The organism is Leptothrix discophora (assembly GCF_030705305.1).
GTDB lineage: Bacteria > Pseudomonadota > Gammaproteobacteria > Burkholderiales > Burkholderiaceae_C > Sphaerotilus > Sphaerotilus discophorus.
The window spans coordinates 232,194-253,964 of the sequence record NZ_JAUZEE010000007.1; the positions used below are offsets into that span (position 1 = coordinate 232,194).

Annotated in this window: 19 protein-coding genes and 1 riboswitch; of the genes, 14 read left to right on the top strand and 5 right to left on the bottom strand. The window is 72.5% G+C overall.

Features of this window, described 5'->3' with window-relative positions; all coding sequences use genetic code 11:
* Window positions 1-63: 63 nt before the first annotated feature.
* Window positions 64-210, top strand: a complete 147-nt coding sequence (locus Q8X39_RS14580) for a hypothetical protein (protein ID WP_305750406.1) — start codon at window positions 64-66, stop codon at window positions 208-210.
* Between the two features lie 51 nt (window positions 211-261).
* On the opposite strand, the gene Q8X39_RS14585 is transcribed toward Q8X39_RS14580, so the two are convergent.
* Window positions 262-1,338 carry a tartrate dehydrogenase gene (locus tag Q8X39_RS14585; protein WP_305750407.1) on the bottom strand — a complete coding sequence of 359 codons (1,077 nt, stop codon included), beginning with the start codon at window positions 1,336-1,338 and terminating at the stop codon, window positions 262-264.
* A 167-nt stretch (window positions 1,339-1,505) separates the two neighbouring features.
* Between Q8X39_RS14585 and Q8X39_RS14590 the strand changes: the two genes are divergently transcribed.
* The 11 genes from Q8X39_RS14590 (at window position 1,506) to atzF (ending at window position 16,653) form a co-directional block, all read left to right on the top strand.
* A complete protein-coding gene (locus Q8X39_RS14590; RefSeq protein WP_305750408.1) occupies window positions 1,506-3,563 on the top strand; it encodes a sensor histidine kinase in 2,058 nt (685 codons plus the stop codon).
* A gap of 9 nt (window positions 3,564-3,572) precedes the next feature.
* Complete coding sequence (locus Q8X39_RS14595) at window positions 3,573-4,355, top strand: alpha/beta fold hydrolase (protein WP_305750409.1); 783 nt, start codon at window positions 3,573-3,575, stop codon at window positions 4,353-4,355.
* A 189-nt stretch (window positions 4,356-4,544) separates the two neighbouring features.
* Window positions 4,545-4,679: riboswitch (guanidine-I (ykkC/yxkD leader) on the top strand.
* Window positions 4,680-4,746: 67 nt separating this feature from the next.
* Entirely contained in the window at window positions 4,747-5,766 is a 1,020-nt protein-coding gene (locus Q8X39_RS14600; RefSeq protein ID WP_305750410.1) for an ABC transporter substrate-binding protein, read from the top strand.
* 30 nt (window positions 5,767-5,796) lie between these two features.
* Complete coding sequence (locus Q8X39_RS14605; protein ID WP_305750411.1) at window positions 5,797-6,873, top strand: fatty acid desaturase; 1,077 nt, start codon at window positions 5,797-5,799, stop codon at window positions 6,871-6,873.
* 81 nt (window positions 6,874-6,954) lie between these two features.
* A complete protein-coding gene (locus tag Q8X39_RS14610; protein ID WP_305750412.1) occupies window positions 6,955-7,752 on the top strand; it encodes a hypothetical protein in 798 nt (265 codons plus the stop codon).
* 10 nt (window positions 7,753-7,762) lie between these two features.
* Window positions 7,763-8,593: an ABC transporter permease gene (locus tag Q8X39_RS14615; RefSeq protein ID WP_305750413.1), complete on the top strand. Its 831-nt coding sequence runs from the start codon at window positions 7,763-7,765 to the stop codon at window positions 8,591-8,593.
* A gap of 35 nt (window positions 8,594-8,628) precedes the next feature.
* Window positions 8,629-9,507: an ABC transporter ATP-binding protein gene (locus tag Q8X39_RS14620; protein WP_305750414.1), complete on the top strand. Its 879-nt coding sequence runs from the start codon at window positions 8,629-8,631 to the stop codon at window positions 9,505-9,507.
* 43 nt (window positions 9,508-9,550) lie between these two features.
* Window positions 9,551-10,366 carry an urea amidolyase associated protein UAAP1 gene (locus tag Q8X39_RS14625; RefSeq protein ID WP_305750415.1) on the top strand — a complete coding sequence of 272 codons (816 nt, stop codon included), beginning with the start codon at window positions 9,551-9,553 and terminating at the stop codon, window positions 10,364-10,366.
* A 19-nt stretch (window positions 10,367-10,385) separates the two neighbouring features.
* Window positions 10,386-11,081, top strand: a complete 696-nt coding sequence (locus Q8X39_RS14630) for an urea amidolyase associated protein UAAP2 (protein ID WP_305750416.1) — start codon at window positions 10,386-10,388, stop codon at window positions 11,079-11,081.
* On the top strand, window positions 11,078-14,791 hold the full coding sequence (uca, locus tag Q8X39_RS14635) for an urea carboxylase (RefSeq protein ID WP_305750417.1): 3,714 nt from the start codon (window positions 11,078-11,080) through the stop codon (window positions 14,789-14,791). Before Q8X39_RS14630 ends, uca begins: the two co-directional genes overlap by 4 nt.
* Entirely contained in the window at window positions 14,788-16,653 is a 1,866-nt protein-coding gene (gene atzF / locus Q8X39_RS14640; protein ID WP_305750418.1) for an allophanate hydrolase, read from the top strand. Before uca ends, atzF begins: the two co-directional genes overlap by 4 nt.
* 22 nt (window positions 16,654-16,675) lie before the next feature.
* On the opposite strand, the gene Q8X39_RS14645 is transcribed toward atzF, so the two are convergent.
* Both Q8X39_RS14645 and Q8X39_RS14650 read right to left on the bottom strand, forming a co-directional pair.
* Window positions 16,676-16,990: a helix-turn-helix domain-containing protein gene (locus Q8X39_RS14645; RefSeq protein WP_305750419.1), complete on the bottom strand. Its 315-nt coding sequence runs from the start codon at window positions 16,988-16,990 to the stop codon at window positions 16,676-16,678.
* Entirely contained in the window at window positions 16,962-17,357 is a 396-nt protein-coding gene (locus Q8X39_RS14650) for a type II toxin-antitoxin system RelE/ParE family toxin (protein ID WP_305750420.1), read from the bottom strand. Before Q8X39_RS14650 ends, Q8X39_RS14645 begins: the two co-directional genes overlap by 29 nt.
* Before the next feature lie 436 nt (window positions 17,358-17,793).
* On the opposite strand from Q8X39_RS14650, the gene Q8X39_RS14655 reads away from it, so the two are divergent.
* A complete protein-coding gene (locus Q8X39_RS14655; RefSeq protein WP_305750421.1) occupies window positions 17,794-19,425 on the top strand; it encodes a methyl-accepting chemotaxis protein in 1,632 nt (543 codons plus the stop codon).
* A gap of 6 nt (window positions 19,426-19,431) precedes the next feature.
* On the opposite strand, the gene Q8X39_RS14660 is transcribed toward Q8X39_RS14655, so the two are convergent.
* The gene (locus tag Q8X39_RS14660) at window positions 19,432-19,851 is read right to left on the bottom strand and encodes a nucleotide pyrophosphohydrolase (protein ID WP_305750422.1); all 420 of its coding nucleotides are present in this window, start codon (window positions 19,849-19,851) and stop codon (window positions 19,432-19,434) included.
* Between the two features lie 20 nt (window positions 19,852-19,871).
* Window positions 19,872-20,747 carry a 2OG-Fe(II) oxygenase family protein gene (locus Q8X39_RS14665; protein WP_305750423.1) on the bottom strand — a complete coding sequence of 292 codons (876 nt, stop codon included), beginning with the start codon at window positions 20,745-20,747 and terminating at the stop codon, window positions 19,872-19,874.
* Between the two features lie 66 nt (window positions 20,748-20,813).
* Here Q8X39_RS14665 and Q8X39_RS14670 point away from each other — a divergent pair, with 66 nt between their 5' ends.
* Window positions 20,814-21,722, top strand: a complete 909-nt coding sequence (locus tag Q8X39_RS14670) for a Rossmann-like and DUF2520 domain-containing protein (RefSeq protein ID WP_305750424.1) — start codon at window positions 20,814-20,816, stop codon at window positions 21,720-21,722.
* The last annotated feature ends 49 nt before the right edge of the window (window positions 21,723-21,771 follow it).

The following is a 21,771-nucleotide window of genomic DNA, read 5'->3' on the forward strand; positions in this document are numbered from 1 at the left end:
AACGTTCTTCGTGTTGACAAGCGTCACGACCCTTCAACCCACGTCATGAGGACTCCCCCACAGATGAAAAAGTACCTGTCGCTGTTGATCGCCGCGCTGATGGCCACTGCATCTGTCACCGCGTTTGCCGGTTCCCACGGCGGCGCGCCGAAGGATTGCAAGAAGGACGACGCGCGCGCTGAATGCAAGAAGATGGAAGAGAAGAAGTAAGGCTTCGGTCTTCCTTGATTCATCTGGAAAGCGGGCTGCGGCCCGCTTTCTTCATGGTGCGGCCGCCAGCCGCTCGGCGATCGCCCGGCCCATCTCGGTGGTCGAGGCGCTGCCGCCCAGGTCAGGCGTGCGCGGGCCCGTCGCCAGCACCTGTTCGATCGCCCGCACGATGTCGTCGTGGGCGGCTCGGTGGCCCAGGAAATCCAGCATGAGCGCGGCCGACCAGATCATCGCCACCGGGTTGGCGATGTTCCGGCCGAAGATGTCCGGCGCCGAACCGTGCACCGGCTCGAACAGGCTGGGCCAGGTGCGGTCCGGGTTGAGGTTGGCCGACGGCGCCAGGCCGATCGTGCCGGTGCAGGCCGGGCCGAGGTCCGAGAGGATGTCGCCGAACAGGTTGCTGGCCACCACCACGTCGAAGCGGTCGGGCTGCAGCACGAAGCGGGCCGAGAGGATGTCGATGTGCTGGAAGTCGACCGAGACCTCCGGGTAGCGCGCGTGCATCTCGCGCGCCCGCGTGTCCCACCACGGCATGCTGATGGCGATGCCGTTGCTCTTGGTGGCGACCGTCAGGTGGCGGCGCGGACGCTGCATCGCCAGCGCGAAGGCGTGCTGGAGGACCCGGTCGGTGCCGTGGCGGCTGAAGACCGATTCCTGGATCACCAGCTCGCGCTCGGTGCCCGCGAACATCACGCCGCCGAGGTTGGTGTACTCGCCCTCGGTGTTCTCGCGCACGACCAGGAAGTCGATGTCGCCGGGCCGGCGTCCGGCCAGCGGGCAGGGCACGCCCTCGAACAGCCGGACCGGGCGCAGGTTGACGTACTGGTCGAACTCGCGCCGGAACTTCAGCAGCGAGCCCCACAGCGAGACATGGTCCGGCACCGTCGCCGGCCAGCCGACCGCGCCGAACAGCAGCGCGTCCATGCCCGAGAGTTGCGCCTTCCAGTCGTCCGGCATCATCTGGCCGGTCTGCAGGTACCAGTCGCAGCTGGCCCATGCGATCGGCGTCAGCGCCAGCGCGATGCCATGGCGGCGCGCGGCGGCCTCGAGCACGCGCAGCCCTTCGGGCATCACCTCCTGGCCGATGCCGTCACCCGGGATGACGGCGATGCGGTGGGGTCGGTTCATGTCGGGCTCCTTGGGGAACAGGCGGCAACAGGCTCAGTTTAGGATCGCCGCGGCTTGACCTCCATCACGCGGGCGCAGGCGGCTGCGCCGGGGCCGCTCAAGGTCGACGCCGTCGTGCCGATCACCCTTGAGCACACCTCCCCAGCCCGGCCCGCGCCGTTCCGCCCTTGCCGTTCACCACCGCCGCTTCACAGCTCGATCCCGCTGTCCTCGCCGACCTGCGACGCCGCAACCACTGGCGTCTGCTGCGCGTGATCTGGCCCTTCCTGCTGGCCGTGCCGCTGCTGCTGGCGATGGTGGTCTTCAGCTTCCGGCTCATGGCTGCCGGGCGCGCCTACACCGAGGGCGAGAGCCTCTGGTCCAAGGGACAGAAGGACGCGGTGCAGTTCCTGGCCCGCTACCACGAGAGCTGCGACCCGGCCGATCTTGAGCGCTACCGGCGGGCGATTGCCGTGCCGCTGGGCGACCGCCAGGCCCGGCTGGCCATGCTGCTGCCGGAGCCGGACCTGGCCGCCGCGCGTGCGGGCTTCCTGCAAGGTGGCAACCATCCCGACGAGGTCGACGGGATGATCTTCCTGTTCCTGCACTTCCGGCAGCTGCCGCTGCTGCGCGAGGTGGTGCAGATCTGGGCCGATGCCGAGGTCCACCTGATGGCGCTGACCGCGGCGGCCGAGCACATGCAGGCGCGTGCCGCGACGGTCTGCGGCGCCGCCGGCCACGACGACGCGACCATGCAGGCGGTCTACCGCATCAACGACGTGCTGACCCCGCTGCAGCGCGAGTTCTCCGACCGCCTGGGCCGCGCCAACCGCACCATCCAGGCCGTGCTGCTGGGCCTGATGGCGACGGCCGCGCTGCTGCTGACGCTGGCCGGCGTGGCGCTGTCGCGCCGGGTCGTGCTGCGCGCCAGCCTGGCCGAAGCCATCACGCGCGACGAACTGCGCCAGCGCCGCGAGTCGCTGCAGCGGCTGCGCGAGGTGCTGCACACGCTGACCGGCGGGAGCGCGTCCGTCGGGATCGACCCGGCCTCGCGCGACGACATGCAGGCCGTGACCCGCTCGGTCTCGCAGCTGGCCGCCCAGGAACACGCGACCAACGCGCGGCTGCACACGATCCTGAGCCTCAGCCCCGATGCCTTCGTGTCCTTCGACGGCCAGGACCGCGTCACCGACGTCAGCCCGGCCTTCGCGCGCATCACCGGGCTGGACCCGGCCGAGGTGCTGGGCCGCCTGGAGCCCGAGGTGCGCGCCCGGCTGAACGCGCTGTTCCAGTCCGGCCACCTGCTGCCCGAGCCGGCCCGGCTGCGCGAACGCGAGACGCCGCTGGCGCTGCCGCTGGCCGGCCCCGGCCACCGCGTGCTGACCGCCGAGCTGCGCGAGGCCGAGGTGGCGGCCGAGGCCGGCGACGAGGACAACGACCCGCAGGGCATCCGCCGCGTGCTCTGCCTGCGCGACGTCAGCCGCGAGCACGAGATCGACCGCCTCAAGAGCGAGTTCCTGACGCTGGCCGCGCACGAGCTGCGCACGCCGATGGCGAGCATCCACGGCTTCGTCGAGCTGCTGCTGCACCGCCGCTACGACGACGCCCGCCGGCTCGACATGCTGGGCATCGTGCACCGCAAGTCGCAGCTGATGATCGGCATCGTCGACGACCTGCTGGACCTGAGCCGGCTCGAGTCGCGCCAGGAACTGGACCTGCAGCGCCAGCCGCTGGACCTGCGCGAGCTGCTGTCGCGCGTGCTGGCCGAGTTCACCTTGCCCGAGGGCCGCGACGCGCCACAGCTGCTGTCCGCTGCGCCCGCTGAACCCGCTGCTGACGATGTGCCCGAAGGCCTGCCCGCCCCGGTGCTGGCCGACCCGCACAAGCTGACCCGCGTCATCACCAACCTGCTGACCAACGCCTACAAGTTCTCGCCGCCGGGCACGGCGGTGGCGCTGCGGCTGCGGCACGCCGCCGGCCGCGTCGGCATCGAGGTGCGCGACCACGGCATCGGCATGTCGCCCGAGCAGCTGGCCCGCCTGGGCGAACGCTTCTACCGCGCCGACGCCTCCGGCAACATCCCCGGCACCGGCCTGGGCGTGAGCATCGTGCGCGAGATCCTGTCGCTGCACGACGGCGGCCTGGAGGCGCGCAGCACGCCCGGCGAAGGCAGCGTGTTCACGGCCTGGCTGCCGCGCCAGAATCCATCCGAACCCGCGCCCGAACCCCCGCCCGAACCCGCTTGAGGCCACGCCATGCCGCACCCGACGCCCGCACCGCTCGTCCTCGTCCACGGCGCCTGGGGCGGGGCCTGGGTCTGGCGCCGCGTGCTCGGGCCCCTGCGTGCGGCCGGCCATGAGGTCCATGCGGTGACGCTGACCGGCGACGGCGAGCGCGCGCACCTGCGCCATCCCGGCATCCGGCTGGCCCACCACGTCGACGACGTGGTCGCGCAGGTCGAGGCCGAGGAGCTGGACGGCGTCGTGCTGGTCGGCCACAGCTACGGCGGCATGGTCGTGACCGGCGCGGCCGACCGCTTGCTGGCGGCCGCACCCGGCCGCGTGCGCGGCATCGTCTACGTCGACGCGATGGTGCCGCTGCCCGGCGAGGGTTGGGGCGAACAGCACAGCCCGGAGGTGATCGCCGCACGCACGGCGGCGGCGCTCGCCAACGACCACGCCTTGCCGCCGCCCGATCCGGCCGACTTCGGCATCACCGGGCCCGACCGCGACTGGCTGCTGCGCCGCCAGGTGCCGCATCCCTTCGGGCCCTACCGCGACCCGCTGGCCTTCGACGGCGCACGCTGGGCCGCGCTGCCGCGCCTGTTCATCGACTGCACCGCGCCGGCCTACCCGACCATCGCCGCGATGCGCACGCGGGTGCGCGAGCTGCCCGGCTTCGAGGTCCGGGAGATCGCCACCGGCCACTGCCCGATGGTCACCGAGCCGGCCGCGCTGGTGAGCGAGCTGACGCTCTTCGCCTCGCGCCTGGCCTCGCGCCTCGCCTCGCGCGTCGTGTCACGTTCCGTGTCCCGCTGACCGGGCGCACCGCCCGGCCTGGGCATCGCGCACCAAGGCGGCGCAGGCCGCACCAGCATCTGCGCCCGTTGGCCCCTCCGGTCGGCCAGGGCCGGGCCGCTGTCCGTGGGCGACCGCCCTTCCTGAGGGCCGATCGCAACGGGCACGCCGCTTGCAATCTCCCTGCGCCGGGAAGCGACCTCACGTCGCCACCAGGGTGGCTAGGGTTCCGGCCGGTCCATGCGGACCGGTGACTGGTCCGAGAGCTGCCGGCCTCAAGGCCCGGGGCGCCGTGTGCGCTTCGACGGACCTCAGGCTCCACGGCGGGACAAAAGCCCGGGAGGACCCTCGCGACGCGAGGTGGCTTCCCCGAACCATCGGCTTTCGTCTTTCACCACGCTTGGAGCCTCGCATGCGCACCCCCCCCTGCACCCGCCGCTCGTCGGTCTCGGCCCTGGCGGCCGTCGCGCTCGCCGCGTCCTTCGGACTCGGGCTGAGCCCCGCCGCGCAGGCCGCGCCGGCGACGATGAAGATCGGCACCACCGTGTGGATCGGCTACGGCCCGTTCTACGTCGCCGAGGCGCTGGACCTGTTCAAGAAGTACAACCTGAAGGTCAGGCTGCAGACCTTCAACGACCCGGCGCTGCTGCTGCCGGGCATGGCCAGCGGTGCGATCGACGGCGTGGTCGCGACCTACGACCAGGTGATCGGCGAGGTGGCGCAGGGCCGTTCGGCCAAGGTCGTCATGCCGATCGACTATTCCAACGGCGGCGACGCGATGCTGGGCGATGCCAGCATCAAGAGCGTGGCCGACCTCAAGGGCAAGGCGGTGGCCTTCAACCCGCTGTCGCCATCGGACTTCCTGCTCGCCTACGCCATGTCCAAGGCCGGCCTGACCGAGAAGGACATCAAGCCGGTCAACATGACGCCCGAGGCCATTCCCGCCGCGATGGCGTCGGGCAAGGTGCCCGTGGGCGTGACCTACGAACCCAGCGTCTCGCAGATCCTGTCGCAGGGCGGCGGCAAGAAGTTCAAGGTGGTGTTCTCGTCCAAGGACGCGCCCGGCCTGATCGCCGACGTGCTCGTCTTCAGCGACAAGACCATCAAGGCGCGCCCGGCCGACGTCAAGGCCGTGATCCAGGGCTACCTCGACGGCCTGGCCTACATGAAGGCCAAGCCGGAGGAGTCCTACAAGCTCATCGGCAAGGCCATGGGCCTGAAGCCGGCCGAGGTCAAGGAACAGCTCGCCGGGGTCTACAACATCCCGCTGGCCGAGATGGGCAAGGCCTTCATGCCGGGGCCGGACACGACCTCGTACTACGCCAGCGGCGCGGTGATCGGCAAGATCCTCAAGGACAAGGGCCAGATCACGGCGATCCCGGCCACCGAGGCGACCTTCGACGCCCAGTTCGTCAAGGCCCTGGCGCCCTGAGCGGGAGCACGCCATGAGTGGGAGCACGCCATGAGCACGTCCGACCGCCTCGTGGCCGCGCCGCGCCGGGCCTCGCGCTGGCGCCATGCCGACGGCGCCTGGCCCAACACGCTGGCGCTGGGCTGGCTGCTGGCCTGCTGGGCCGGCAGCCTGGCCTTGCTGGTGACAGGGCCGGCGGCCGCACGCGTCATCGGCACGCTGGGACTGGCTCACGCGATGATCCTGTCGGCCTACTTCCTGCACGAGTTCGCCCATCACAGCATCTTCCGCGACCCGGCGGCGAACCGGCGCTGGGGCGAGGCCATGAGCTGGCTGGCCGGCAGCGCCTACGCCCGCTTCGAGGACCTGCGCCACAAGCACATGCGCCACCACGTCGACCGGGCCGACGTCATCACCTTCGACGTGCGCGCCTTCCTGCGCAACGGCCCGGCCTGGCGGCGCCGGCTGGTGCTCGCCTGCGAGTGGGCCCATGTCCCGGCGATCGAGGTGCTGATGCACGGCTACGTGATCGTGCAGCCCTTCATCGTGGCCGAGCGGCGCGACCGCCGCCGCCGCGTGCTGTTGGTGCTGGCCCTGCGCCTGGCCGCCTTCGCGCTGCTGGCCTGGGCCTCGCCGTGGGCGCTGGCCGGCTACACGGTGGCCTGGCTGCTGATGGTCACGGTGCTGCGCTACGCCGACGCCTACCAGCACACCTACGAGGGCTTCGCGCTGCTCGACCCCAAGGCCCCGCTGCCGCCGGTCGCCCCCGGTGCGCCGCCACGCGATCACGCCTACGAACAGGCCAACACCTACAGCAACCTGGTGTCGACGCGCTGGCCGTGGCTGAACCTGCTGCTGCTGAACTTCGCCTTCCACAACGCGCACCACGAACGACCCATCGAGCCCTGGCACCGCCTGCCGGCGTTGCACGCCGCCCTCTATCCCGAAGCCGCCGGCGATCCCGAGGGCCATGCCCAGACGCTGCCGATGGCGCGCTACCTGCGCAGCTACCACCGGCACCGCCTGAGCCGGGTGCTGGAGGACGACTACGGCGTGGTCGGCAGCGGGCCCGATCGGGCCGATGCCTTCCGCGGCGCGTATGGCGTGTCCTTTCTCACCGCCATCTGAGATGAAGCCCCCACGCTCACTTCGTTCGCTGCCCCCCGGGGGGGCGCAGGCCTCCCTTGGGGCGGCCCGGCGGGAGGCCTGATGTCTCCTCTCGCCCCCCTCGTCGCACCGGTTCCCGAGTGCCTGCAAGGCCTCTGGCGCCGCACCCGGCTGCGCGTGCCGTCGGGCACCGGCAGCACGCTGGACGACCGCAGCACCGCCGTCTGGTGGCTGCAGACGCCGCACTGGCATGCCGACCTGCGCGTGCCGGCCGGGCGACCGGATTTCGGCGGCGTGGGCTCGCTGCAGGACTGCAGCGAGTCGCAGCTGCGCTGGCTGCTGACGCAGGAAGGCTTTGCCGGCCTGACCGTGGTCGACGGCGTGGCCGATGACCGCGTGGCGAGCTGCCGCTGGCTGCGCCGCATCGACCATGCCGAAAGCCGCATCGCCGACGTCGGCGGCCTGCGCTTCGATGCCGGGGGCCTGGACGAGTGGGGCCTGCAGGCCGACTACGACGAGCGCTGGGTGCGCGAGGACACGGGCCCCGGCTGGTCCGCCGAAGGCTCGGCCGATGAGCCACCCGGCACGCCGCCCAGCCGGCTGCGCATCCGCTGCGGCCGCTGGCAGATCACGCTGCGCGCCCGGCAACTGGACGCCGCCAGCACGCGCACGGTGCGCCATGCGGTGGCAACCGACCAGCGCATCGCCCGCAACGCGCTGCTGGCCGCCGCCGACTGCGAGATCAGCCTGGCCGAGCAGACCGCCGAGGGCTGGACCGTGCGGTGCTCGACCCTGCCCTGGCTCGAAGGCCATGCCACGCCGCCGGACGGTCCGTGGCGTGCCCTGCTGCCGGCCGATGTCAACGCGGCGATCGGGTCTTCCGGCCGCAACCCTGCCTGAGTCATCCGCCATGAACCCCGTCCAACCGCCGCCGCCCGAGCGCCGCCGCCCGATCCGGCTGTGGCAGGTCCGGCAGGCCATCCCGACCTCGGCCTACTGGGTGCTTGCGCTGATCGGCCTGCTGCTGCCGCTGCTGGGCTGGCAGCTGCTGACGCTGCGCGAGGCCAACGACCCGGTCTTCCTGCCCGGCCCCTGGAGCGTGGTGCAGCGCGCGCTGCGCTGGGCGATCGAGGGCGACCTGGCCGGCGACGTCGGCGTGAGCGTCTGGCGCGTCGTCACCGGCTGGGCGCTGTCGGCCGTGCTGGCCCTGCCGCTGGGCCTGCTGATCGGCAGCTACCGTGGCGTGCAGGCCCTGCTGGAACCCTTGACCGACTTCATCCGCTACATGCCGGCGGTGGCCTTCATCCCGCTGGTGATGCTGTGGTTCGGGATCGAGGAGAGCTCCAAGGTCGCGGTCATCTTCATCGGCACCTTCTTCCAGATGGTGCTGATGGTGGCCGAGGACGTGAAGCGCGTGCCGATGTCTCAGATCGAGGCCGCCCAGACCATGGGCGCGACCCGCCGCGAGCTGCTCGAACAGGTCATCCTGCCGTCGGCCAAGCCGGCCCTGCTGGACACGCTGCGCATCACCATGGGCTGGGCCTGGACCTACCTGGTCGTGGCCGAGCTGGTGGCCGCCAACTCGGGCCTGGGCTACGCGATCCTGAAGGCCCAGCGCTACCTGCAGACCGACCAGATCTTCGCCGGCATCCTGCTGATCGGCGCGATCGGCCTGGCGATGGACCAGGGCTTCCGCTGGCTGCACCGCAGGGCCTTCCCCTGGCTGGTGGCGCGGCACTGAGCCGGCATCGACCGACCGATCGACAGGATCACCCGATGAGCCACACCGACACGATGCCGACCGCGCCGGCCGCCCACATCCGCTGCACCGGCCTGTGGAAGCACTACGGCCACGCCAAGACGCGCATGACCGCGCTGCAGCACATCGACCTGGCGATCGCGCCGAACGAGTTCGTCACGCTGGTCGGCGCCTCCGGCTGCGGCAAGTCGACCCTGCTGCGCACCATCGGCGGGCTGGAGCATCACGATGCCGGCGAGCTGGTGGTCGACGGCCGGCCGGTGGACGGCCCCGGCCCGGACCGCGCGATGGTGTTCCAGCACTACAGCCTCTACCCCTGGCTGACGGTCATGGACAACATCAAGTTCAGCCGCCGGCTGGCCGTGCACACGCAGGACCGCAGCAGCGCGGACGTCGAGGCCGCCTCCGGCCGGGCCGATGCACTGCTGCGCCTGATGGGCCTGGGCCATGTCGCGCGGGCCTACCCGAGCCAGCTGTCGGGCGGCATGCAGCAGCGCGTGGCGATCGCGCGGGCGCTGATGAGCCGCCCGCCGGTGCTGCTGATGGACGAGCCCTTCGGCGCGCTCGACGCGCAGACCCGCGAGGTCATGCACGACCTGATCCTGCACGTGCACCGGCTGGAACGCACCACCATCGTCTTCGTCACGCACGACGTCGAGGAGGCGCTCTACCTCGGCCAGCGCGTCGTGCTGATGGCCCCGCGTCCGGGCCGCATCGACAGCATCCACGCGGTGCCGCTGGGTGCGCGCCGCAGCCAGGACATGAAGCTCGCGCCCGAATTCGTCGCGCTCAAGCGCGAGGTGCTCGCGCGCATCCGCGCCACCTCCGGCATGCAGACCGACCACGAACTGCTCGACCAGCTCTCGCAGGCCGCGACGCTGGACCTGACCCGCTGATCCCCGACCCCTGACCCCTGACCCCCCGCCAGGAATGGACGCCATGAACGCCCTCCTTCATGCCCCGCACACCGTCGACAACCCCCCGCCGGAGCAGCCGGTCGACGCGCTGCCGCTGTGGCAACGCCATGCCCCCGAGCTGCCGGCCGAACGCGTGATCTGGAGCGAGGTCGTGCCCGGCGGCTGCCACTGGAGCTGGCGGCTGTCGCGCGGCACCGCGCTGCGCTTCATCGCGCTGGATGCGCGCGCCAACTGCTCGGTCGTGCTCTACGCCGCGCACAACCCGCTGGAGCGCTACAACATGCCCGACAGCCTGAAGGCGCAACACACCGCGCACTACAGCACCGGCCATGTGCTGATGAGCGACATGGGCCGCTCGCTGGCCTCGTTCACGCACGACACCCTGGGCTGGCACGACCCGTTCGGCGCGCTGCTGGACACGCCGACGATGGAGGCCCGCCACGGCGTCCAGCGCTACGAGACCCACCGCAACGCGATGCACCGCAGCGGCCGCGACGGCCTGCTGGTCGAGACCGGCAAGCACGGCCTGACGCTGCGCGACCAGGTCGCGCCGGTCAACCTGTTCAGCCGCGTGACGGTCGATGAACACGGGCGTTTCGCCTTCGATGCCGACCGTGCGGTGCAGGGCCATGCGGTCGAGCTGCGCATGGACATGGACGTGATCGTCGCCATCAGCACCGCCCCGCATGCGCTGGACCTGCGGCCCGGCTACGCGCCCGGCAAGGTCTGCGTGGCGGCCTGGCGGCGCGGCCCGGCCGGCCCCGACGACGTCTGCCGCCGGCACCGGCCCGAATGCGCCCGTGCGCTGCACAACAGCGACGTGTTCGCGCTGAGCTGAGCCGCTCCAGGAGACCGACATGACCGCATCCCCCGCCAGCGCCCTGCGTTTCCAGGAAAGCGCGCTCGACCCCGCCGCCGCCGTGCGACGCCATCGCCAGGCCGCCGGCGAACCGTGGTTCACCCCGGTCGACGCCGGCCAGACGCTGCGCATCGTCGACCTCGAAGGCAACCAGGCCGTCGACGTGATCTTCTACAACCGGCATGACCCGGCCGAGCACTACAGCGCGACCGACACGCTGCTGGCCCAGGGCGGCATCTACCTGACCACCGGCTCGGTGCTGACGAGCAACCTCGGCCGGCCGATGCTCACCATCAGCGCCGACACCTGCGGCCGCCACGACACGCTCGGCGGCGCCTGCGCGGCCGAGAGCAACACCGTGCGCTACGCGCTGCAGAAGAAGTTCATGCACAACTGCCGGGACAACTACCTGCTCGCGCTGCAGCAGGCCGACGTCGGCCTGGGCAAGCGCGACCTGGTGCCCAACATCAACTTCTTCATGAACGTGCCGGTCACCGCCGACGGCCGCCTGACCTTCGCCGACGGCGTCAGCGCACCGGGCAAGTACGTCGAGCTGACGGCCCACATGGACCTGCACATGCTGGTCTCCAACTGCCCGCAGCTCAACAACCCCTGCAACGCCTACCACCCGACCCCGGTCGAGTTCCTGTTCTGGGACACGCCGGTCGAACATCCGCAGGTGAGCAGAAGATGAGTTTCGACACCGTACTGATCGCCAACCGCGGCGCGATCGCGGTCCGCATCATCCGCACGCTGCGGGCCATGGGCCTGCGCGCGGTGGCGGTGCATTCCGAGGCCGATGCGGATGCGGCCCATGTGCGGCTGGCCGATGCGGCCGTCTGCATCGGCCCGGCCCCGGCGGCGCAGAGCTACCTCGACGGCGCGCGCATCCTGGCCGCCGCACGCGAGACCGGCGCCGGCGCCATCCATCCCGGCTACGGCTTCCTGAGCGAGAACCCGGCCTTCGCCCAGGCCTGCGAGGACGCCGGCATCGCCTTCATCGGCCCGAGCCCGGCGCAGATGCGCGCCTTCGGCCTCAAGCACACCGCGCGCTCGCTGGCCTCCGAGCACGGCGTGCCGCTGTTGCCCGGCACCGGCCTGCTGGCCGACCTGGACTCGGCGCGCGTGGCGGCCGGGCGGATCGGCTATCCGGTGATGCTCAAGAGCACCGCCGGCGGCGGCGGCATCGGCATGCGGCGGGTCGACGACGAGGCCGCGCTGGCGCAGGCCTGGGCCTCGGTGCAGCGGCTGGCACAGGCCAATTTCAAGGACGCCGGCCTCTACGTCGAGAAGTTCATCACCCGGGCCCGCCACATCGAGGTGCAGGTCTTCGGCGACGGTCGTGGCCAGGTCGTCGCGCTCGGCGAGCGCGACTGCTCGGCCCAGCGCCGCCACCAGAAGGTGGTCGAGGAAACGCCCGCGCCACACCTGGATGCGGCCACCCGCGCCGAGCTGTGCGCCTGCGCGGTCCGGCTGGCTCAGGCGGTGAGCTACCGCTCGGCCGGCACGGTCGAGTTCGTGCTCGATGCCGACAGCGGCCACTTCCACTTCCTGGAGGTCAACACCCGGCTGCAGGTCGAGCACGGCGTGACCGAGCAGGTCACCGGGGTCGACCTGGTCGAGTGGATGGTGCGGCTGGCGCGTGGCGAATCCTTCGAGCTGGTCGCGCCCGAGCCGCGCGGCGCGGCCATCCAGGTGCGGCTCTATGCCGAGGACCCGGCCCGCGACTTCCAGCCCAGCGCCGGCCTGCTGACCGAGGTGGTCTGGCCCGCCGGCCAGGACGGCGTGCGGCTGGACGGCTGGGTCGCGCGCGGCACCGAGGTCCCGCCGCACTACGACCCGATGCTGGCCAAGCTGATCGTCACCGGCCGCGACCGTGCCGATGCGCTGGCCCGGCTGCGCACCGCGCTGGCCGCGACCCGCCTGGGCGGCATCGCCACCAACCTGGACTACCTGCGCGCGCTGGCCGCGTCGCCGGTGTTCGAGCGCGGCGAGGTCGTCACCGCGACGCTGGCCGACTTCCGGCCCGCACCGCGCGCCATCGAGGTGCTCGACGGCGGCGTCATGACCAGCGTGCAGGACTGGCCCGGCCGGCAGGGCTACTGGCATGTCGGCGTGCCGCCCTCCGGCCCGATGGATGAGCTGGGGCATCGGCTGGCCAACCGCCTGGTCGGCAACCCGGCCGATGCGGCCACGCTCGAATGCACGCTGGCCGGGCCGGCGCTGCGCTGCCTGCAGCCGCTGGTGGTCGCGCTGGCCGGTGCGCCGATGCCGATGACGCTGGAGATCGATGGCCGACGCCTGCCGCTGGCGCCCGGCCGCGCCCACGAGCTGCCGGCCGGTGCCCGCCTGCAGCTCGGTGCGCTGGAGGCGGGCGCGCGCGCCTTCCTGGCCGTGCGCGGCGGCTTCGACGTGCCGACCTACCTGGGCAGCCGTGCCACCTTCACGCTCGGCCAGTTCGGCGGCCACGGCGGGCGCAACCTGCGGGTCGGCGACCTGCTGCCGGTCGGCGGCGAGGCCGGCTGCACCGAGGCGCCGTGCTTCGAGGTTCCGGCGCTGGCCTTGCCCGCACCCGGCCGGCACTGGCGCATCGGCGTGCTGGACGGCCCGCATGGCGCGCCCGACTTCTTCACGCCCGAGGACATCGCCACCTTCTACGCGACCGACTGGCAGGTCCACCACAACTCCAGCCGCACGGGGGTGCGCCTGATCGGCCCGAAGCCGACCTGGGCCCGGCCGGACGGCGGCGAGGCTGGCCTGCACCCGTCCAACCTGCACGACAACGCCTATGCGATCGGCGCGGTCGACTACACCGGCGACATGCCGGTCATCCTCGGACCGGACGGCCCCAGCCTGGGCGGCTTCGTCTGCCCGGCCGTGGTGGTGGCCGGCGAGCGCTGGAAGCTTGGCCAGCTGCGGCCCGGCGACACGCTGCGCTTCGTGCCGCTGTCCCTGGCTCAGGCGCTGAGCCTGCATGAGCAGCTCGATGCAGCGCTGGCGACGCTGGCCTCGCCCTTGCCGGAACTGCCCGCTTCGACCCACGCGCCGACCGGCCAGGCCGCGATCCTGTCCGAGCGGGCCGGCGAGCCGGGCCGGCCGGCCCGCGTGATCCGTCAGTCGGGCGACCGCTACCTGCTGCTCGAATACGGCGAGCCGGTGCTCGACATCGCGCTGCGGCTGCGGGTCCACGCGCTGATGAACGCGATCGAGGCCCGCCGCGAGGCTGGCACGCTGCGCGGCGTGATCGACCTGACGCCAGGCATCCGCAGCCTGCAGGTCCACCACGACCCGCGCCTGCTCGGCCGCGACGCGCTGCTCGCGCTGCTGGCCGGGCTGGACGACGCGCTCGGCCCGACCGACGACCTGTCGGTGCCTTCGCGCACGGTCTGGCTGCCGCTGTCCTGGGACGACCCGAGCACGCGGCTGGCGATCGAGAAGTACATGCAGTCGGTCCGGCCGGATGCGCCCTGGTGCCCGAGCAACATCGAGTTCATCCGCCGCATCAACGGGCTGGCCGGCATCGACGACGTGTTCCGCACCGTGTTCGATGCGCGCTACCTGGTGCTGGGCCTGGGCGATGTCTACCTCGGCGCGCCGGTGGCCACGCCGCTGGACCCGCGCCACCGGCTGGTGACGACCAAGTACAACCCGGCGCGCACCTGGACGCCGGAGAACGCGGTCGGCATCGGCGGGGCCTACCTGTGTGTCTACGGCATGGAAGGCCCCGGCGGCTACCAGTTCGTCGGCCGCACGCTGCAGATGTGGAACCGCTGGCGCGATGCCGGCGACGGCGTGGCCGATGTCGAGCCCGGCAAGCCCTGGCTGCTGCGCTTCTTCGACCAGATCCGCTTCTACCCCGTCGACGGCGACGAGCTGGCGCGCATCCGGCGCGACTTCCCGGCCGGCCGGCACCGGCTGCGGACCGAGCCGGGGCGCTTCTCGCTGCGCGACTACCAGGCCTTCCTGGACGGGCAGGCCGAGTCCATCGCCGCCTTCCGCGCTAGCCAGCGCGCGGCCTTCGCGGCCGAGCGCGAGCGCTGGCGCGCCGCCGGCCAGGCCGAGCATGTCGCCGAGGCCGACCTGGCCGCCGCACCGACCGACGAGCAGGCCCTGCCGCCCGGCGCGCGCGCGGTCGCCAGCCCGGTGCCGGGCAGCGTCTGGAAGCTGCTGGCCGAGCCCGGCGAGCGGGTGCAGGCCGGCCAGCCGCTGCTGGTGGTCGAGAGCATGAAGATGGAGTTCGGCGTGGCCGCGCCGGTCGACGGCCGACTGCTGCGGCTGCTGTGCCGCGAGGGCGGCGCGGTGGCCGCCGGACAGGCGGTGGCGGTCATCGAGACCGACGACGTGGCCCATGACGCGGACGACCACACCAACGACCACACCAACGACGAGAGGACGACACGATGAGCGCGCCATCCCTGGACCTCGCGACCCTGCGCGCGGACTACCTCGCCGGCCGGCGCGACCCGCTGCAGGTGGTCGAGCAGGTGCTTGCCGCGACCGCAGGCGAGGACGTCCACCACGCCTGGATCAGCCGGGTCCCGCCCGAGACCCTGCGCGCGCGGGCCCGGGCGCTGATGGCGCGCGACCCGGCCACGCTGCCGCTGTGGGGCGTGCCCTTCGCGGTCAAGGACAACATCGACGTCGAGGGCCTGCCGACCACCGCCGGCTGCCCCGCCTACGCCTACGAGCCCGCCCGCAGCGCGACGGTGGTGCAGCGCCTGGTGGACGCCGGCGCGCTGGTGGTCGGCAAGACCAACCTGGACCAGTTCGCCACCGGCCTGAACGGCACGCGGTCGCCCTACGGTGCCTGCCGCAACGCCTTCGATCCGGACTTCGTCTCGGGCGGGTCGAGCGCCGGCTCGGCGGTCTCGGTCGCGCGTGGCCAGGTCAGCTTCAGCCTCGGCACCGACACGGCCGGATCGGGCCGCGTGCCGGCCGCCTTCAACCAGCTGGTCGGCCTCAAGCCGACGCGCGGCCTGCTGTCGACGCGCGGCGTGCTGCCGGCCTGCCAGACGCTGGACGTGGTCTCGGTCTTCGCGCTGACGGCCGACGATGCGGCGGCCGTGCTGGCCGTCGCGCAGGGCTTCGATGCCGAGGACCCGTGCAGCCGGGCCACGCAGCCGCACGGCCACGACATCGGCCGCGCTCCGCAGCCGCGCCTGGGCGTGCCGCGCCGCGACCAGCGGATCTGGACCGAGCCGGCCTGCGAGGCGGCCTTCGACGCCGCGATCGAACAGGCCCGCGCGCTCGGCGCCGAACTGGTCGAGCTGGACTTCGAGCCCTTCTACGAGACCGCCCGGCTGCTCTACGAGGGGCCGTGGGTGGCCGAGCGCTACGGCGCCATCCGCGACTTCATCGAGCGCCAGCCCGAGGCCGTCTTCCCGGTCACACGCGAGATCACGCTGGGCGGCAAGGCGCTGCTGGCGGCCGACGCCTATGCCGCGCAGGTCCGCCTGCTCGCGCTGCGGCGGCGCTGTGACGCGGTCTGGTCCCAGGTCGACGCCGTGCTGACGCCGACCGCGCCGGGCCACCCGACGATCGACGCGATGCGGGCCGAGCCCATCGTGCGCAACAGCGAGCTGGGCGTCTACACCAACTTCATGAACCTGCTGGACTGCGCCGCCGTGGCGTTGCCCTCGGGCTGGCTGGCCGGCGCGCCCGGCCGTCCCGGCCGTCCCTTCGGCATCACCGTGTTCGCGCCGGCCCACCAGGACGTGCCGTTGCTGCGCCTGGCGGCCCGCTGGCAGGCCGCGCTGACCGGACCGGCGGCGACGCTGGGTGCAACCGGCCACCCGCTGCCGACCGCGCCCGTCCCGGCACCGGCCAACGAGACGCCATCCGGCCAGGTCCGCGTGGCGGTCTGCGGCGCGCACCTGTCGGGCCAGCCGCTCAACCCGCAGCTGACCTCGCGCGGCGCCCGCCTGGTCGCCGCCACGCACACCGCGCCGGTCTACCGCCTGTACGCGCTGCCCGACGGCAAGCGCCCCGGCCTGCAGCGCGTGGCCGAGGGCGCTTCACCAGGCGGCGCGACAGACGGCACGACACCGCGCGGCGTCGCCATCGAGGTCGAGGTCTGGGAACTCCCGGCCACCGCCTTCGGCAGCTTCGTCGCCGCCATCCCCGCGCCGCTGGGCATCGGCCGCACCCTGCTGGCCGACGGCAGCGAGGTGCCCGGCTTCATCTGCGAGGCCAGCGGCCTGGCGGGGGCACGCGACATCAGCGCATACGGCGGCTGGCGGGCCTGGCGGGCGAGCCTGGCGGGGTGAGGGCGTCGCGTGCCGGTGCCTCTCAGGCGATCGCTGCCAGCCCGCGCGTGCGCACCAGGTGCAGAAGCTTCAAGGCCGTACCGGTCGGCTTCTTCTGGCCGATCTCCCATTTCTGCACCGTCGAGACGCTGGTGTTGAGCAGCCGCGCGAAGACCGCCTGACTGACCCGCACCGACTCGCGGATCTGCCGGATCTGCTCGGGCGGCAAAGGCTCGACCGGCGGCAGGCACAGGGGGTCGAACTCCCGCAGCGTGACCTGGTCCATCACGCCTGCCTTGTGCAGCCCCTGCGCCGTCTCGAGGACGGCTTCAAGGATGGGGGATCTCGTCTTGCGCATCGCCTTGCACCTCTACCAGTTCTCCGGCTCGCTGTGCCGTGTCCACGTCTTCGGCTGACAACGACAGCAGGTGTATCGCCAGCTTCTTCAGGGCCTCGACCTCGTCAGGTTCGATGTTGTCGCGTTCATTCTTCGGGAATCCGAACACGAACATCCAGCGGTCGCCCTGGTTGGTGGCGACCAGCGTCCTGAAGCTGCCGCTCTTGCCGTGGCCCGGTCGGCCGATCCGCTTCTTCACCAGGCCGCTGCCGAGGAACGCATCGACCAGACCCCTGGACATTTCATCGATCGCAGCCACGAGGCGGGTGTCGCCGAGGCCCTCCTTGCGCGCCCAGCGGTCGAACCATCGCGTCTTGTAGATGGCCATTCCGGCCTCCCCATTTTGTAGCACTGGGTGCTATGAATTGCAAGCGTGGATCGGTCTTGCTTGCAGTCGATCGCCGGGTCCTGTGGACGGGGCAGGACCAGCTTGCATGGAGATCGGCGCAGGTGTGTTCCCCCGCATGGGTGAGAGACGGTCATTCAGGGCCCCTGCCTTCTGGCTGACCCGTCAGGGGCCTGGACCTGTCGACGACTGCGTCGACGCCCGTGGCACGTCCCTCGCCGCCCCGCCCTTGTCATGAACAAGCCCGCAACACCGCGCCTGCCGTGTGGGACCGCACGCATCTGGCGGTCGAACCGGGTCTTGTTCAAGCGATGTCGAGGGGGTGGCCGCTGGCCCAATCCGGCTTCGCGCTCCAGCTGCGCCGGGACAGGGGTCCGGGCGTGGTCGTCGACCCGGGGCGCCTTGCTGGAGTGCGGCGATGCGCGTCAACCTGCCCGTCACGGGTCAAGAATTCAAGGTCCCGGCCGACCGGATGCTGGTGTCGGTGACCGACCTCAAGGGTCGGATCACCTACTGCAACCAGGCCTTCATCGATGTCAGCGGCTTTGCCCGCGAGGAACTGCTCGGGCAGCCGCACAACCTGGTGCGGCATCCGGACATGCCGGCCGAGGCCTTCCGCGACCTGTGGGAGACCATCGATGCCGGCCTGCCCTGGACCGGGCTGGTGAAGAACCGCCGCAAGTCCGGCGAGCACTACTGGGTGCAGGCCAACGTGACGCCGATGCGGCAGGGCGAACGCATCGTCGGCTACCTGTCGGTGCGCACGCCGGCCAGCCGCGAAGGTGTCGCGGCGGCCGAGGCGCTCTACGTGCAGATGCGCGACGAAGCCGCCTCCGGCCGGCCGCTGCGCCATGTGGTGCACCGCAGCCGCGTCCACCTGGCGACCTGGGGCGGCCGACTGCGCCGCCGCGTCGCCCACGGCTGGCATGCGCTGGGCGGCGCGGCCACGCTGGCGCTGCAGGGTGCGACGCTGGCCAGCGTCGGCCTGGCCGCGTCGACGCTGGCGGCCGCGACCTGGGTGTCGCTGGCCGCCCTGCTGGCCCTGGCCGCCGCCTGGACCAGCCAGCACCACGCCCGCCAGCAGCTGCGCGGCCTGGCCCGCGAGGCCCAGCGGCTGGCCGCCGGCGACCTGTCGCGGCCGCCGGCCGTCACCGATCCGGGCCCGCTCGGCGAGGTCCAGCAGGCGCTGGCGCAGATGACCGTCAACCTGCACGCGCTGATCGGCGACTGCCGGGCCGAGATGCGCCAGGTCGGCGCGGCGGTCGGCGAGATCGCCGCCGGCAACCAGGACCTGTCGGGCCGCACCGAAGCCCAGGCCAGCAGCCTGGAGGAAACGGCGGCGTCGATGGAGCAGATCAACGGCACCGTCCAGCAGAGCGCCGAGTCGGCCCGCCAGGGCGCCCACCTGGCGCAGGAGACCGCCGAGGTCGCGCAGCGCAGCCACGATGCGGTGCAGGGCGTGGCGCAGGCGATGGCGGCGATCCGCGAGTCCTCGCATCGCATCGGCGAGATCGTGCACGTGATCGAGTCGGTCTCGTTCCAGACCAACATGCTGGCGCTGAACGCGGCGGTCGAGGCGGCGCGGGCCGGCGAATCCGGCCGCGGCTTCGCGGTCGTCGCCGCCGAGGTCCGCGCGCTGGCCACCCGCACGGCCACCGCCGCCCGCGAGATCCGCACGCTGATCGGCGAGGCCCACGAGCGCGTCGCCGAGGGTGACCAGCAGACCCGCGACGCGCGCGACCGCATGGGCGATGCGCTGCAGGCGGTCGCCAACGTCAGCAGCCTGCTCGGCGAGATCAGCAACGCGGCGCAGGAGCAGCAGCTGGGCATCTCGCAGGTCAACGAGGCGGTCTCGCACATGGACGCGATCACGCAGCAGAACGCGGCCATGGTCGAGCAGCTGGCGGCCTCGGCGATGACGCTGAACGGCCAGGTCGCCTCGGTCACCGACTCGATGCGGATGTTCCGCCTCGAGGACAGCGACCGCACGCTGGCCGAGGACGACGCGGTCGGCCTGCGCCGCTCGGCCAGGGCCGCGCTGGCGGCCTGAGGGCGCTCAGGCCGGGTCGGTGCCCCGCACCGTCAGCTTGCCGTTCGCGCCCAGCACCGGCGTGGGATCGGCCGCATCGGCCGGGGCCGGGGCCGGGTACTTGGCCGCATTGAGCGCCATCTTGCGGTCGATGGCCGCGGCGACGTCGATGCCGCAGCGGTCGGCGATCTGCAGCAGGTAGACCATCACGTCGGCCATTTCCTCGCCGAGGTGGCGCTGCACGTCCGGTTGCTCGGCCACGCGGGCGGAGGCCTCGGGCGTCATCCACTGGAAGATCTCGACCAGCTCGCCGGCCTCGACCACCATCGCCATGGCGAGGTTCTTGGGCGTCTGGTAGGGCTCCCAGCCGCGGGCATCCGAGAAGGCGCGCAGGCGGCGCTGGAGCGTCGCCACATCGAGCAGGCCGGCCGGAAGCGCCGTATTCATCGGGGTTGCCGTTGGCTGGCTCATGGCTTGAGCCCCAGTTCGCGCAGCCGCTCCAGCAGGTAGCTGCCGGCCGTGTGACGGGCCGACAGGCGGACCTCCGGGCGCGGGTGCAGGAACAGCGGCAGCGACACGCGCGAGCGCCGCGCGGCCTCGCCGGTCGGGTTGGCGACGCGGTGGGTGGTCGACGGGAAGTGGCCGCCGGAGGCTTCCTGGAGCATGTCGCCGGTGTTGATGACGATCAGCCCGCCCTGCGGCGCGTCGGCCGCGCAGGGGACGGTGATCCAGCGGCCGTCGCGGCCCAGCACCTCCAGGCCCGGCTCGCTGGTCGCCGGCAGCACGGTCAGCAGGTTGATGTCCTCATGCGGCGCGGCCCGCAGCGCGTCGGCCGGCTCGTCGCCGCGCAGCGGCGGGTAGCGCAGCACCCGCAGCAGGGTCTGGTCGCTGCCGTCGATCATGCCGGGCAGGGGTTCGCTGTAGCCGGCGCGGACCTCGGCCGGGCTGTGCCGTTCGACCCAGCCCAGCAGCGAGGCGGCCAGCGCCTCGGCCTGGCGGGCATAGCGGCGTGCGGCATCGCTGACCTCGGCCGGGTAGCGGCCCCAGGGGTAGAGGTGGAAGAACTCCTTGAGGTCCTTGCGGCTGTGGCCCTTGGCGGTCTCGGAGACCTCCGGCGCGAACCAGCCGTCCTGCCGTTGCGGGTCGTGGGCATAGGCCGCCTTGGCCGGGCTGTCGAAGAAGGCCAGCCATTCGTCGCAGACCTGTTGCACCAGCGCCGGCTCGACGGGGGTGTGGACCAGCGCGGCGAAACCGGTCTCGCGCAGGCTGGCGCAGAAGCGCTCGGGCGCGTCGGCGGCGCGGTGGTCGACGATGGCGAGGGTGGGCAGGTCGGTGGTCGGCATGGCAGGCGCGTCGATGCGGTGGAAGGGCCAGTCTCGCAGCAAGCCGGCGCGCGGCAAACTGGTGCCATGAACGCTGCACCCGAGTCCTCCGCCCGCCCCCGCATGGCCTTCATCGGCGCCGGCCGCATCGCCCGCGTGATCGCGCCGGCGCTGCAGGCCGCTGGCTGCAACATCGTCGCGGTGGCCAGCCGGACGACGGCCTCGGCGCAGGCGCTGGTCGACACGCTGAACGCGGCCGGCGGATCGGCCGGCGTGCGGGACGCCCAGGCCGCCTGCGAGGCCGCCGACTGGGTCTGGCTGAGCGTGGTGGACGATGCGATCGCGCCGACCGCCGCCTCGCTGCGCTGGCGTGCGGGCCAGGCGGCGCTGCACCTGAGCGGCGCGACCGATGTGGCCAGCGCCTTGCAGGTCCCGGCGGCCCAGGGGGTGCGGGTGGCCGGCTTCCATCCGCTGCAGATCTTCTCGGACCCGCGGCTGGCGGCGCAGCGCCTGCGCGGCAGCAGCGTCGCGATCGAGGCATCCGACGACGCGTTGCGCGCCGAGCTGGAAGCCCTGGCCGCCGCCCTGGGCCTGCCGGTGCTGCGCCTGCCACCGGGCCAGCGGGCGCTGTACCACGCCGGGGCGGCCTATGCGGCGAGCTACCTGCTGGCGATGCTGGACGAGGCCGCGTCGGTCTGGCGCACGCTGGGCATCGACGAGGCGGCGACGCTGCGCGCCTTGCTGCCGCTGGCCCACCTGACGCTGGACGCCGCCGCCGAGCGCAGCCTCGCGGGCGCCCAGGCCGGCCCGATCGCGCGTGGCGACGCGGCGGTCGTCCGCCGTCAGGTCCAGGCCCTGACCGGGCTGGGCCCCGATCACGCCGCCTTCTACCGCGAACTCGGCCGCCGCCAGCTGACCCTGGCCCGCCGCGCCGGCCAGCTCGACGAGGCCGCCCTTCAGCGCCTGTCACGCGCGCTGGGTGAGGACGACGCCTGAGCAACCGTCTTGAAGGTCAAGTGTCGTGAAGCATCGGCACCCACCTGGA

Coding starts and splice junctions, on each gene's coding strand:
- Q8X39_RS14580 (WP_305750406.1), top strand. CDS start 64: ATGAAAAAGTACCTGTCGCTGTTGATCGCCGCGCTGATGGCCACTGCA.
- Q8X39_RS14585 (WP_305750407.1), bottom strand. CDS start 1,338: ATGAACCGACCCCACCGCATCGCCGTCATCCCGGGTGACGGCATCGGC.
- Q8X39_RS14595 (WP_305750409.1), top strand. CDS start 3,573: ATGCCGCACCCGACGCCCGCACCGCTCGTCCTCGTCCACGGCGCCTGG.
- Q8X39_RS14600 (WP_305750410.1), top strand. CDS start 4,747: ATGCGCACCCCCCCCTGCACCCGCCGCTCGTCGGTCTCGGCCCTGGCG.
- Q8X39_RS14605 (WP_305750411.1), top strand. CDS start 5,797: ATGAGCACGTCCGACCGCCTCGTGGCCGCGCCGCGCCGGGCCTCGCGC.
- Q8X39_RS14610 (WP_305750412.1), top strand. CDS start 6,955: ATGTCTCCTCTCGCCCCCCTCGTCGCACCGGTTCCCGAGTGCCTGCAA.
- Q8X39_RS14615 (WP_305750413.1), top strand. CDS start 7,763: ATGAACCCCGTCCAACCGCCGCCGCCCGAGCGCCGCCGCCCGATCCGG.
- Q8X39_RS14620 (WP_305750414.1), top strand. CDS start 8,629: ATGAGCCACACCGACACGATGCCGACCGCGCCGGCCGCCCACATCCGC.
- Q8X39_RS14625 (WP_305750415.1), top strand. CDS start 9,551: ATGAACGCCCTCCTTCATGCCCCGCACACCGTCGACAACCCCCCGCCG.
- Q8X39_RS14630 (WP_305750416.1), top strand. CDS start 10,386: ATGACCGCATCCCCCGCCAGCGCCCTGCGTTTCCAGGAAAGCGCGCTC.
- uca (WP_305750417.1), top strand. CDS start 11,078: ATGAGTTTCGACACCGTACTGATCGCCAACCGCGGCGCGATCGCGGTC.
- atzF (WP_305750418.1), top strand. CDS start 14,788: ATGAGCGCGCCATCCCTGGACCTCGCGACCCTGCGCGCGGACTACCTC.
- Q8X39_RS14645 (WP_305750419.1), bottom strand. CDS start 16,990: ATGCGCAAGACGAGATCCCCCATCCTTGAAGCCGTCCTCGAGACGGCG.
- Q8X39_RS14650 (WP_305750420.1), bottom strand. CDS start 17,357: ATGGCCATCTACAAGACGCGATGGTTCGACCGCTGGGCGCGCAAGGAG.
- Q8X39_RS14655 (WP_305750421.1), top strand. CDS start 17,794: ATGCGCGTCAACCTGCCCGTCACGGGTCAAGAATTCAAGGTCCCGGCC.
- Q8X39_RS14660 (WP_305750422.1), bottom strand. CDS start 19,851: ATGAATACGGCGCTTCCGGCCGGCCTGCTCGATGTGGCGACGCTCCAG.
- Q8X39_RS14665 (WP_305750423.1), bottom strand. CDS start 20,747: ATGCCGACCACCGACCTGCCCACCCTCGCCATCGTCGACCACCGCGCC.
- Q8X39_RS14670 (WP_305750424.1), top strand. CDS start 20,814: ATGAACGCTGCACCCGAGTCCTCCGCCCGCCCCCGCATGGCCTTCATC.